Source organism: Flavobacterium sp., from assembly GCF_024305175.1.
GTDB lineage: Bacteria > Bacteroidota > Bacteroidia > Flavobacteriales > Flavobacteriaceae > Flavobacterium.
This window is the reverse complement of record NZ_JAMWYY010000008.1, coordinates 62,040-75,921: the sequence shown is the minus strand read 5'-3', so window position 1 is coordinate 75,921 and position 13,882 is coordinate 62,040. Positions and strand designations below refer to the sequence as shown.

8 protein-coding genes are annotated in these 13,882 nt (G+C 40.0%); 7 read left to right on the top strand and 1 reads right to left on the bottom strand.

Annotated features, from left to right (window positions below; translation table 11 throughout):
• Together Q0K96_RS03535 and Q0K96_RS03530 are read left to right on the top strand one after the other, a co-directional pair.
• Positions 1–1,707, top strand: a 1,707-nt coding sequence (locus tag Q0K96_RS03535; RefSeq protein WP_297332629.1) for an ABC transporter ATP-binding protein, incomplete at its 5' end; no start/stop codon positions are given.
• Positions 1,708–1,777: 70 nt separating this feature from the next.
• Positions 1,778–2,149: a PUR family DNA/RNA-binding protein gene (locus tag Q0K96_RS03530; protein WP_297332628.1), complete on the top strand. Its 372-nt coding sequence runs from the start codon at positions 1,778–1,780 to the stop codon at positions 2,147–2,149.
• 87 nt (positions 2,150–2,236) lie between these two features.
• On the opposite strand, the gene Q0K96_RS03525 is transcribed toward Q0K96_RS03530, so the two are convergent.
• On the bottom strand, positions 2,237–2,773 hold the full coding sequence (locus Q0K96_RS03525; RefSeq protein ID WP_297332627.1) for a hypothetical protein: 537 nt from the start codon (positions 2,771–2,773) through the stop codon (positions 2,237–2,239).
• A gap of 371 nt (positions 2,774–3,144) precedes the next feature.
• Between Q0K96_RS03525 and Q0K96_RS03520 the strand changes: the two genes are divergently transcribed.
• From Q0K96_RS03520 to Q0K96_RS03500, 5 genes are all read left to right on the top strand, one after another.
• Positions 3,145–4,560 (top strand): T9SS type A sorting domain-containing protein, encoded by a 1,416-nt coding sequence (locus Q0K96_RS03520; RefSeq protein WP_297332626.1) that lies wholly within the window; start codon positions 3,145–3,147, stop codon positions 4,558–4,560.
• 159 nt (positions 4,561–4,719) lie between these two features.
• The gene (locus Q0K96_RS03515; protein WP_363317226.1) at positions 4,720–7,524 is read left to right on the top strand and encodes a triple tyrosine motif-containing protein; all 2,805 of its coding nucleotides are present in this window, start codon (positions 4,720–4,722) and stop codon (positions 7,522–7,524) included.
• Between the two features lie 246 nt (positions 7,525–7,770).
• Entirely contained in the window at positions 7,771–10,827 is a 3,057-nt protein-coding gene (locus Q0K96_RS03510; RefSeq protein ID WP_297332625.1) for a TonB-dependent receptor, read from the top strand.
• A 10-nt stretch (positions 10,828–10,837) separates the two neighbouring features.
• Positions 10,838–12,313, top strand: coding sequence for a RagB/SusD family nutrient uptake outer membrane protein (locus Q0K96_RS03505; protein WP_297332624.1), 1,476 nt, complete (start codon positions 10,838–10,840; stop codon positions 12,311–12,313).
• 15 nt (positions 12,314–12,328) lie between these two features.
• Entirely contained in the window at positions 12,329–13,882 is a 1,554-nt protein-coding gene (locus tag Q0K96_RS03500; RefSeq protein WP_297332623.1) for a PKD domain-containing protein, read from the top strand.

Below are 13,882 nucleotides of genomic sequence, written 5' to 3'. Positions count from 1 at the left end.
CTTTTAGGAATTTTCATTACCATAGTTGCCCAGATATTCTCTTTATTTACTCCGGAGCTAATTGGAGATTCTATAAAAGCAATAGAAGAATACCATCAGCAGAACAACATTAGTGCAGATGCAATAAAAGATGAGCTGTTCACGAACATACTCCTTATTGTAGCAACCACCCTGATTGCAGGTGTGCTTACTTTCCTGATGCGCCAAACCCTGATAGTTATGTCGCGCCACGTAGAGTTCGACCTTAAGAATGAAATTTTTTACCATTACGAGAAGCTTTCGCAGAGTTTTTATAAGCGCAACCGCACAGGCGACCTTATGAACCGCATTAGCGAAGACGTTAACAAAGTAAGGATGTATGTAGGCCCTGCCGTTATGTATGCACTTAACACCATAATACGTTTCGCCGTGGTGGTTACCCATATGTATATTATATCGCCTAAGCTAACGCTATACACGCTTTTGCCGTTGCCTATATTGTCTTACAGCATCTTTAAAATAAGTACCGAGATAAACAAACGCAGCACACTTTACCAGCAAAACCTTTCTAAGCTCTCCACTTTTACACAGGAAATGTTTTCGGGTATAAGAGTAATTAAAGCCTATGCCCTGGAAGGGCAAAAGCAGGCTGATTTTACTACACTATCGCGTGACAGTAAAGACAAGAACATGAGCCTTGCTAAAGTAAACGCGCAGTTTGGCCCGCTTATGATACTGCTCATCGGTATCAGTAACCTCGTGGTAATTTATGTAGGCGGCATGATGTATATTAACGGCAGTATTCCTGATATTGGGGTTATTGCGCAGTTTATACTGTACATCAACATGCTTACGTGGCCCGTGGCTTCTTTAGGATGGATATCGAGTATGGTACAGGAAGCCGAGGCTTCTCAAAAAAGGATTAACGAGTTCCTGAAAACAGAACCGGATATTAAAAATAATACTGACGTACATAGCCCTATTATGGGTGAAATTGCCTTTAATAATGTAACTTTTACTTATGAAGATACTAACATTACAGCACTCAAAAACATATCTTTTAATGTAAAGAAAGGCGAAACGCTTGCCATATTGGGCAAAACAGGTTCAGGCAAATCTACTGTGCTGTCTCTTATCAGCAGGCTTTATGATGTGCAGCAGGGCAGCATAACAATAGACGGAGAGAACATTGAAAACATCAACCTTAACGACCTGCGCAACAGTATTGGCTTTGTACCGCAGGATGCATTTTTGTTCTCTGACTCTATTAAAAACAATATTAAATTTGGTAACGAACTGGCTACAGATGATGAAGTGGTGTCGGTTGCCAAAAAAGCCGTGGTGCATCATAACATTGTTACCTTTACAAAAGAATATGAAACGGTGTTGGGCGAAAGGGGTATAACACTTTCGGGCGGACAAAAACAAAGGGTTTCCATAGCAAGGGCGCTCATAAAAGATGCCCCCATACTACTGTTAGACGACTGCCTTTCGGCAGTAGATACTGAAACCGAAGAGGCTATACTGAACAACCTGCTGGAGATTTGTAAAGACAAAACCACAATAATTGTGAGCCACAGGGTTTCATCTGCCAAGAATGCTGACAGGATTATCATCCTGGAAGACGGAAAGATACTGCAGCAAGGCACTCATAATCAACTTGTAAATGAAACAGGGTATTATAAGGAACTATATCTTAAGCAACTTTCTGAAAAAGAAATGGATTAATTGTTGGATTATTTAGATTTTTTTTAGATTTTTGGTTGCTACATAAACCATATAAAAGAAACGAAGGATTATGAGAGAAAATGATATGCTTGAAAAGGAGGAAATCTTTTCTAAAGTTTTAAGGGCAGGCAGAAGGACATACTTCTTTGATGTAAGGGCAACCAAAGCTGATGATTACTACATTACAATTACTGAGAGCAAGAAGTTTACCGAAGATGACGGCTCTTTTCATTTTAAAAAGCACAAGATTTACCTTTATAAAGAAGATTTTGCAGCCTTCAGGGAAATACTTGATGAAATGACATCTTATGTTCTTGAGCATAAAGGCGAAGAAGTGATATCGGAAAGGCACCAAAAAGATTTTCGTAAGCTGTTTGGTGATAAGCCCGAAGAAACAATAAGCACAGAGAGCTTTACTGATGTAAGCTTTGACGATATATAAAATCAAAATGATTTACGAAAGCCCGGTTTACTAACCGGGCTTTTTTGTATGGTAACTCTTTATAAAGCTGAGTTTACTTTTTTAATTCTATAAAATGTCTGTTTGCTGCTTTTTAAAAGTGTAACATAAAGATCCGTTGGCTGGGTGTAACCTGCCCCCCGTAGTGGTATCAGGCAGATCTGCCATCACATATTTCAGGTGAAGCCCTTCAGAATCCTTGCAAAACATTACGTTTTGCTCCTCACCATCTTCATCGGTGTAAAAAGCCATTATAAGTGATTCATCTCCGTTTTGCTGTTTTGCTTCCCACCTGCCTTCATATGTAAATTCGGCACAGCTATATTGTCCGTTAAACACATCTGCTTTGCTGCACACATATAGGAAAGAGCCATTATCGCCCAATACAACCCTGCCGGAACTGTAGCAATCAGATTCTGATAATAAATCTGTATTTTTTATGCTGTCTCCATTAATGTCAACTGCAATACCGGACACAACAGAATCAATACTGTAAACTCCGGGTAGTATATTATCTGCTGTAACAGATGAAGCATCTGCAACGGCACCGGTGTCTGAACAGGAAAAAAGAAAACAGGCTATTAAGAGGCTTAAAATACTTTTCATATATTTTTGATTATATACATCAGCAAAGCTATTTACAATTTGAAGCAGAATATTTTAAGGATTAGTTAATTGAATTTTATTTAACAAATTGATTAAAAACATTTCATGTTAAGTTATAAATAACAGAAATCATTCCCTCAACAAATGTTATCAGCGGCACTTTTCACCTATACATTACTACAACAATACAGGATTTACAGGTAAATTAAAGAGATCATTAATTATGCAAATCTTAATAAGAAGGCTTAAAATATAAGTATTCATTAAAGATTCAGGCAAATAATTAATGTATGTAGAGTTTCTATATAGGCTTATATAATTACAACGTTTTCGCTGTTTATTACTTTTATAAAAACTTAAAACTGTCACTTATGAAATTAAAATTACACGTAGAGAAATTTGCAATGGCAGCGGCAATTTTAGGATTGTCGTTAACCGACTATAATGCCACAGCACAAACTAACATAACAGTTGATGCGGAAGATGCCTGGATTGGCGGTATGAATGTGTATAACCTTGATGGTACTTATGCATTTTATAATGAATGGGGCCTTGCTGATGTTAAAACAGAAATTAATGTAGCTGAAAATACAATCAGTTTGTTTCCTAACTACAATACCTACAATACTGCCGACCCGTATTGGACTAATCCTGACGGAAGCGGTAATAAAATTACCGAAGGGCTTACAATGATTATTAATGATGCGCTTGTAGGTGAAGATGTTACTTTTAGCGGGACTGTAGTAAGCAACACTCTTATTAATGCTTATGAGGCAAAAGCTTTTGTAAAAGTATTAGACGGAAACTGGCAAACCATTGCTGAAGATATTGTTATACTTTCTGAGCCCGGAAACTTTACCCTTGAGCTTAATACATCGGAATATCCGGCTGCAGTACATTTTCAGTATGGTTTCATGGTAACAGGTGTTAATGCCAATCCTGCTGATATGGAGGCTAATGGCTACGTTGTTGTTACTGAAGGTGAGCCACAAGTTAGTGAACCGGAAACTGTGACCGTAACATTAGCCCCTAACACTACCCAGACGATTAATGCTTATGCTAACTGGTTCCAACTTGATGGTACAACCTACGAAAACGGAAACGTATGGAGCCTTGAAGAGCTTAAAACTGAAATTGATTCGGAGAATAATACTTTTATATTATACCCTAACTTTAATACCTACGGAGACGGTACAGACCCTTATTGGGCAAACGGCGAAATTGGTAATAAAATATTTGAAGGCAATACTTATGTAGAAGATAATAGCCTTGTAGGTCAAAATGTAGTATTCAGCGGATATTGTGTTAGCAACACACTTGCAGAGGGATATGACGGTGTTGCTTTTGTAAAAGTAATGACGGCTGATTATCAACTTCTTAATTTTACTCCTACTCCACTTGTTGCAGGAGAATCTTTTAATATTAATGTAGATGTTGCAGATTTTCCAACGGCGGCATTTGTGCAGTATGGTTATGCTGTAACAGGGCTTAATGCAAACCCTGATCAAATGGAAGCTTTAGGCAATGCAGTTGTTTCTGCCGAAGCACTAAGTGTAGATAAAGTGGTTAAAAATGCTGCTGTAATTTATCCTAACCCTACATCAGGTACACTTAACATTGCGGTAGAAGGAACAGTACAAAATGTAGCCATATACAACATGATGGGGCAAAAAGTTATGCAAACATCAGGCGCAACTATAGATGTTTCTGCACTAAACAGCGGTATGTATGTTATCAGTACTACTGTTAACGGAAACACTTCTTCAGCACGCTTTATCAAAAAATAAAGAGTAATTGTTTTTCATGCTAATGTAAGAACCGCCCTTTTTAAACAGGGCGGTTTTTTCTTTAATGCACACACAACATGTGCAAAAACAAAAAGACAGGCTTAAAATTCCGAATTTTCGGGTATATTCGTAACTATATTGCTAATAAATTGTAACGCTTTGTTTAAAAGATTTTTTTACATACTTGTTTTACTTGGTTCATTAACCCAAACATTTGCGCAGGACCTGCCTCCTATTATAAAATATAATACAGGCATTTATAATGCTGCCAACCAAAACTGGATGATAACCCAGGACAGCCAGCAGTACATGTACTTTGCCAATAATGATGGGCTGTTGGAATATAATGGCAACACGTGGACGTTATACCATACACCTAACGAAACCATTATGCGATCTGTTAAAGCAATAGGCAATCGTATCTATACAGGATGTTACATGGAGTTTGGCTATTGGGAAAGACAGGCAGACGGTACACTCAAATACTTTTCTTTAGGAAATAAAATCAAAAAAAACATACTGGATGATGAACAATTCTGGAATATAGCGCAGTACGACCATTGGGTTATTTTTCAGTCGTTAAACCAGATATTTATTTATAACACTAAAGATGAAAGCTTCAGGATAATAAAATCAGAGGCGGGTATTAATAAGGTATTTACTGTTGCCAACACCATACTGTACCAAACATTCGGCACAGGGCTTTATGAAATAGAAAACGGTAAAAGCAGGCTGGTTTCTAACCATCCGGATATTAAAGGCAATAAAATTGTAAACATTTTTTCACGTAATGAGTGTCTGCTGCTGCAAACACAGTATAACGGTTTTTTTGAGTTTTGCAACGGCACGGTTACCCCGTGGCAAACCGAAGCGGACTTTGCACTTAAAAACAGTAGTATATACAGCAGCCAAATGCTAAGTGATGGTACTTTTGCACTAGGCTCGGTATCTAACGGTATATTTATTTTGGGGCGAAACGGCAGTATAAAATACCACATAACACAAAACAAAGGGCTCAGTAATAATACTGCACTATCGCTTTATGAGGATCACGATAAAAACCTGTGGGTGGGGCTGGATAATGGCATAAACTGCATTAACCTGCAATCGCCTGTAAGGAGCTTTGTAGATGATACGGGCTTTTTAGGTACTGTATATACCTCTGCATACTATGACGGGCTCTTATACATTGGCACAAACCAAGGGCTTTTTTATAAACCGTATTCCTCTGAAGAAGATTTTAAATTTATAAATGGCACCAAAGGTCAGGTATGGTCTTTATACACATACAATGGCACCTTATTCTGCGGACATGATTCGGGTACATATATTATTACAAATAATACAGCAAGGCAAGTGTTTACAGCGTCAGGTACTTGGAAGTTTGAAAAGCATCCGTCTAACCCTAACCTGCTGTTGCAGGGTAATTATCACGGCATATCAGTACTTGAGATGAACAACGGCAACTGGAAATTCCGTAACTGGATAAAGGGCTTTGACTATTCCAGCAGGTATTTTGAAGTAAGCAGCGGCAACAACATTTATATCAGCCACGAGTATAAGGGTGTTTTCCGTATAACTACAGATGAAAATTATGCAAAAGCAAAACACTTTTATACCTATACATCTCCCACAAAAGGTAAAAATGCCAGCCTTTGCAAGTATAATGGCAACATTTACTATGCATCTAAAGATGGTATCTTCAGGCTTGATGCAAAGAAAAGGGAATTTGTAAAAGATAACCGCCTCACAAGAGTTTTCCTGAAAGATGAATATACATCTGGTAAGTTAACGGCAGATCATTCCAACAGGTTGTGGTTCTTCACAAAAAATTACATCAACTATTTTACGGCAGGTAAGCTTAATACAGAGCTTAAGCATAATGTAATACCAATACCCTCTACACTTACCAACTCTATGGTTGGGTATGAAAATATTACACAAATTTCACCAAATACCTATCTCATTGGCACAACAGATGGTTATTATACTATTAATTTAAATGACCTTAAATTTAATTCGTACAGTATTGGCATTACCAACATTGCCACCAATGTACTTAATGAAAATGCACGCCAGGTAGCCGTTACCAGCAGCGGCAGCTTTCCTTATAAGGAAAATAACCTTACTATATATTATGCAGTACCCGAATATAACAAGTATATAAATGCTGAATTTCAGTATATGCTGGAAGGGATGCAGAACCAGTGGAGCGAATGGAGCACGAGGCCGTTCAGCAACTTTAAGAACCTGCCGCCGGGCAGTTACATTTTTAAAGTAAGGGCCAAAACCGGAAATTCACTGTCGCCAAACACAGCACAGTATGAATTTACTATTAACAAGCCTTGGTATGCTACTAACCTTGCCTTAATAATATACCTTGTTTTAGCTGTAATAGCTGCTTATTTCATAAACCGGGCCTACAAGAATTACTATCATCGCCAAAAGGAAAAACTTATCGAAGAAAACAGGCGCCAGCTTGAGATTAAGGAGCTTGAGAACGAACAGGAACTCATGAAGATTAAAAACGAACAGCTACAACAGGAATTTGAGAATAAAAACCGTGAGCTTGCTGTATCTACCATGAACCTAATTAAGAAGAACGAGCTTCTTTCGATGATAAAAGATGACCTGAAAAAAACCAACGATGGAGACAGGAATATAAAATCGGTTATTTCTACCATTAATAAGAATATTAATGAAGATGATACATGGGATATGTTTAAAGAAGCGTTTAATAATGCTGATAAAGACTTTCTTAAAAAAGTTAAAAACCTTCACCCTTCGCTTACGCCGAATGATTTAAGGCTGTGTGCTTATTTAAGGCTCAATTTATCATCTAAAGAAATCGCTCCGCTGCTTAACATTTCGGTAAGGAGTGTAGAGATAAAGCGATATCGTTTGCGCAAAAAAATGGAACTACCTCACGAATTAAGCCTTGTAGAGTACATTTTATCCTTGTAGGCAACTACAACATTTAACATTTACACCTATACACTACCTATACAAAGTGCCTTTTTACAAGGTTTTCGTAAACTTTTAGTGTGTTGTTTTTAACAGCTTTAATCGCTGTTAAACCTCATATACAAACACTCTTCATAATATTATATTAAAAAAATACAGGATGTATATTTTTTGTAAAGGTTCATTTTCAATCATTAAAATTATATAAGCCTAATTTTAAAATATCACAAAAAACAATTTACCTATATGAAGTCAAAACTATTCTTAATTGCCTTTCTGTTGCTCTCGGCATTTGGGTTTGCCCAAAATGCAGAAATAACAGGAACGGTAAATGAAGCGGCAACCGGATTGCCTATGCCCGGGGTTAACATTACCGTAAAAAATGCCACCATCAGTACTGTTACTGATATTGATGGTAACTTCAGCATTTCGGTACCATCGGGGTCTACTCTCATGTTTAGCTTTATCGGCTTTAATACACAGGAGAGGGTAGTAAACAACAGCGAAAACCTTACCATTTCGCTAACAGAAAATGCAGAAACACTTGATGAAGTTGTACTTATTGGATACGGCTCGCAAAAAAAGAGAGAAGTAACCGGTGCAGTGGGCGTAGTAGATAGCGAAGTTATAGAAGACCTTCGCCCTGTAAAAATTGAACAGGCGCTACAGGGTACTGTAAGTGGTGTAAACGTTACTACACAATCGGGTGCTCCGGGGGCGGGCCTTGATATCCGCATACGCGGTATCGGTACAAATGGTGATGCCTCACCACTTGTTTTGATAGACGGTAATATTTCCAGCCTCAGCGATATTAACTTTAACGACATAGAAAGCATAACTGTACTTAAAGATGCGCAGACAGCTATATATGGTGCTGCGGGCGCAAACGGTGTTGTATTGGTAAGGACAAAGCAGGGTAAGAAAAATACCAAGCTAAGCGTTAGTTACAACGGCTATATTGGCATGCAGGAAACAACACGCAAACTGCCTTTGCTAAATGCTACCGAGTATGCTCTTTTATTAAATGAAGCTTATGCAAATAACGGACAGCCACTACCCTTCCCTAATGTTTCGGGGCTTGGCAGGGGTACCGACTGGCAGGACCAGGTATTTGAAAAAGGAGTGCCAATTGTTCAGCATGACATAACAATGTCCGGCGGTGGTGATAAAGTTACCTATAACATAAGCGGTTCTCACCTTGACCAGGAAGGTATTGTTGGCGGCAGCAAGTCGCACTACGACAGGAACACCTTCCGTATCGGTATGACTGCCGACCTGCTTGACAACCTGAGATTAAACACTAACGTAATTTATACAGATATAAACAGGCAGTCGTTTAACGAAAACGTGCTGGGTTCTGTGCTTTTCAATGCAATCAATACACCTGCTATTTACAGTCCGTATGATGCTAACGGAGACTTTACAGTATTGCCAACAGGAAGCGCAGATGTTCCCGGTAGTAACCTGGGTAACGAAATTATAAACCCGCTTGCTCAGATAGACAATACCTACAATGATTATGATTCAAAAAACTTTAGGGGTGTTTTTGAGCTTAATTATGATATTATTACAGACCTTACCATTACAGGCCGTATGGGTTTTGATACCAACGAAGGCCGTGGAAGGACATTTAGCCCGCAGGTAAGCTATGGCGGTAAGGTTTTTGATAATGTAAGGAGCCGCGTAGACCAAAACTCTGTTAACGATAACAGCTACACTTTTGATGCTTACCTTACCTATAAAAAATCACTTGCAGAGGCACATAACTTTACAGTTACACTGGGTACAACAGCCTACAGGCAGTTTGGGGAAGGCTTATTTGCAACCGGTTTTGATGTACCTAATAACTCATGGGAGTTTGCTGATATTGGCCTAACCACAGGTTTTACAGATGCTAAGACAGCAAGTTCTTATAAGTATGACGAAAGAAGATTGTCACACTTCGGAAGGCTGCAGTATGACTATAAAGGGCGCTACCTGATGTCAGCAATGCTAAGAAGAGATACCTCAACTAAATTCGGCCCGGAAAACAGGGTAGCCTACTTCCCTTCTGTTACCGGAGGATGGATCATTTCAGATGAGCCTTTTTATGGCGAATCAGCAATACTTAACTTTGCTAAGCTAAGGGCAAGCTACGGTTTGGTTGGTAATGACAAAATTGGCGACAACAGGTACGTAAGCCTTTTAAATGGAGAAGCTACCTATGTTATAGACGGACAACTTGTTAACGGTACTGCCAGCGGTGTGCTTGCAAACCCTTTTATACAGTGGGAAGAAGCAAGGAAATTTGACGTAGGTGCCGATTTAAGGCTGTTTAGCGACAAATTAGAAATAGTTGCCGATTATTTTGTAGATACAAGAAATGCATTACTTGTACAAGGGCTTCCTACATCTGATATTGTAGGTACAGGTGCACCGGGTAGCGGCTACCCTACAGTTAACGCAGGTAATGTGAGGAACAGCGGCCTTGAGCTTGGCTTTACTTATAAAGACCAGATAGGAGAAGACTTTAAATTCAGGGCTTTTTATAACGTAACATTTATAAATAATGAAGTAACCGAAATTAATGGTGCCGACTTTTTGCAAGGTGGTGCTTTTGGTGTAGGCCAGCCGGCTCCTGTACGCATGCAGGTAGGCGAGCCACTTGGATATTTTTATGGTTATCAGACAGACGGTATCTTCCAGAACCAGGAAGAAGTTAACGCACACCCTTCTCAGGCAGCGCTTGGCGCTCCTGCACAGCCCGGAGATATAAGATTTGTAGATGTTAACGGAGACGGTGTTATAAATGCAGATGACCGCACCAATATAGGTGACCCGATACCTGATGCTACAATGGGCTTTAACCTTCAGTTAGAATATAAAGGTATCGACTTTACTGCTTTTGCTTTTGCATCGCTTGGTAACGAAATGGTACGTAACTATGAAAGAAACCTTACTGATGTTAACAGGATGAACTATGTACTTGACAGGTGGACAGGCCCGGGCACCAGCAACTCAGTACCACGTGTTACTACAGGAGCAACATCTAATAATGTACTATCAGATTATTATGTAGAAGATGCCTCTTATTGCCGTATCCAGAACGTGCAGCTTGGCTATACAATTAGCCCCGACTTTACTAAAAAGGCAGGTATAGAAAAATTAAGGGTATATGCAGGGGTTAATAACCTTTATACCTTTACAAAATACAGAGGTTTCGACCCTGGAGCTTCAAGTGGTGACCCACTTTCATCAGGTATAGACTATGGTTTTTATCCTGTACCAAGAACATATATGTTTGGTGTAAACGTTAAATTCTAAAAAAGAAACAATGAAAAGAAAGATAATAACAGCCATCATGGCGTTTAGCATCATCGCAACAACCACAGTATCATGTGGTGATGATTTTGTAGAGAGAGAGCCTGTTTATACCATAGGTTCAGAGAACTATTTCAATTCTGAGCAGGAATATTATAATGCACTAATAGGCGCTTATGACCTTTTGCAGTCAACCTACGCCAATGCCATTTTAGGTGAAATAGCATCTGATAATACATTTGCCGGCGGCGAAAGCGCAACAGACGTTATTGGCTGGCAGCAGATAGACCTTATGTCGCACACATCTGTGAATTCTAACCTTCGCGATATCTGGAGGTGGATGTTTGCAGGCGTAAACAGGTCGGCTTATATACTGGAATTTAAGGACAAGACGGAATTTGAAGGCCGTGAGCAGATTGTTGCTGAAGCACGTTTTCTGCATGCCTACTATAACTTTGAGTTAGTAAAATGGTTTGGTGCCATTCCGCTTAAAGGCGATGCAAGGTTTAAGCTTGGAGACGAAAAGACAGTACCACGCTCTCCGGTAGATGAAGTTTATGCAAGCATAGAGTCAGACCTTTTAATGGCGATAGAAGACCTTGCACCGGAAGCCCTACAGGTAGGCCGTGCCGATAAAGCAGCAGCACAGGCACTTTTAGGCAAAGTATACCTGTACCAGGGTAAATATGCAGAAGCAGCAGCAATCCTGGATAATGTAATAATGGATTACAACTTTACCCTTGTAGATGATTATGCCTCTATTTGGGAAATGGCAGGAGAAAACGGGCCTGAGTTTGTTTTTGAAGTGCAATATACTGATATAGAAGGTGCAGGCTTTGGCTGCCTTCAGTGCAGCGAGGGTAACGTGGCGGTAGGCTTCAGCGGTCCGCGTAATTACGAAGGCCCATTATATACTTCAGGGTTCAGCTTTAATGTACCGACTCCTGAAGGAGCTGGTATTTTTGAAGAAGGCGACCTTCGCGAAGATGTAACTATACTGGACATGCAGGAGTGGAATGCTGAAACAGGCGCTACTTATGGCCCAGGTTATAACGATACAGGCTTCTTTAACAGGAAGTACATACCGCGTACAAGGAGTGTGGATGCAGCGGGTGACCTTAACCTTACAAACCCTAACAACTATAGGGCTATACGCTACTCTGATGTATTGCTGATGGCTGCCGAAGCATACAATCAGGTAGGTAATGATGTAAAAGCAAGAGAGTACCTTAACGAAGTAAGGCGCAGGGCTTTTGGTGACAATAATCATGATATAACAGCTTCGGGCGAAACGCTTTACAGCTTTATACTTGAAGAAAGAAGAAGGGAATTATTTGGAGAAGGCCACCGCTTTTTTGATCTTGTAAGGACACAAAGAGCCGCACAGGAAATAGAGGGCTTTACCGCAGGTAAAAATGAAGTATTCCCCATACCAATTGAAGAAATAGAATTCTCTAACGGAAACTGGGAGCAAAACCCCGGTTATTAATAAAATAAAATGGATATGAAAAACATAAAATTTCTTTTCAGCATATTATTTATTGCAGTGCTGGCAGGATGCAGCGATGACGACAGCGATGCATCATTTATAGACGATGCGCCGGCACCGCAAAACATTTCGGCTTTGTTTACCATTACACAGGATAACTCCGGGCTTGTTACCATTGCGCCCCATGGCGAAGGTGTAGCCGGTTTTGATATTTATTTTGGTGATGGCACTGCTGAGCCTGCAGCTGTAGGTGTAGGGCAAAAAACTACACATACCTATGCCGAAGGCGAGTATAATGTAAAAGTTGTAGGTGTAGCGCTTAACGGCAAAACATCAGAGGTTACATTGCCGTTAACAGTATCTTTTATAGCACCTGAAAACCTTGAGGTTAGCATTGCAACTGTAGTAGGAAGCCCGCTACAGATAAACGTTAGCGCTACTGCCGATTACGAAACCTATTTTGAGGTTATGTATGGCGAAGACCCGGCGCAGGAGCCTGTACAGTTTAACCAGGGAGACGTAGTAAACCATACTTACAGCGCAACAGGTACTTATACTGTAACTGTTACAGCATTTAGCGGTGGCGCAGCTACTACTTCTTATTCACAACAGGTAACTATAACCAACCCGCTGTTATTGCCTATTACATTTGAAAATGCATCTTTAAACTATGCCTTTACCGATTTTAACGGAGCGGTTTCGGCGGTTATAGATAACCCTGATGCTTCGGGTATAAACATGAGCGCAACTGTAGCTTCTATGACACCGGGCGGCGGTGCATGGACAGGTGGTTTCCTTACCCTTGACAGCCCTGTAGATTTTACAGACGGTGCTTATTTCAGGGTTAAAGTATGGTCGCCTGCGGCAGGAATACCGGTACTTATGAAACTTGAAAACCTTACCGATGGCGGCATATTTGCAGAACAAATTGTATCTACAACCGTAGCAAACGAGTGGGAAGAACTTGTTTTCAACTTTGCAGGTGCTAATCAAAACCAGGAATACTCTAAACTCGTATTTTTCTTTAATGCAGGCAACCCGGGTACAGGTGATACCTACTATTTTGACGACATATCACAATCAAGCGCAAGCGACGCAATACAACTTCCGCTTACATTTGAAAGTGCCATACAGGAACTTACATGGAACAACTTTGGAGGCGCTTCAGGCGAGCGTATTGCTAACCCTGACCCATCTGGCATTAACACAAGCGGTTTTGTGGGCCAGTACTTTAAAAATGCAGGAGCAGAAACCTGGGCAGGTGTTGCCATACCAATGGATAACCCGATAGATTTCTCTACCCTTCAAAAAGTAAAAATGAAAGTATGGTCGCCTGTTGCAGGTGCAACAGTGCTGATGAAGTTCGAAAACATGGATCCGCATGTAACCTCACAGGATATCGAAGTATCTGCCACAACCACGGTTACTAACCAGTGGGAAGAGCTTACTTTCGATTTTACAGGCATAAACAATGCAAATGGCTACCAGATGCTGGTGCTGTTCTTCGATTTCGGACAGCCGGGCACAGGTGCAGCCTATTATTTTGACGATGTACAACTTACAAATTAA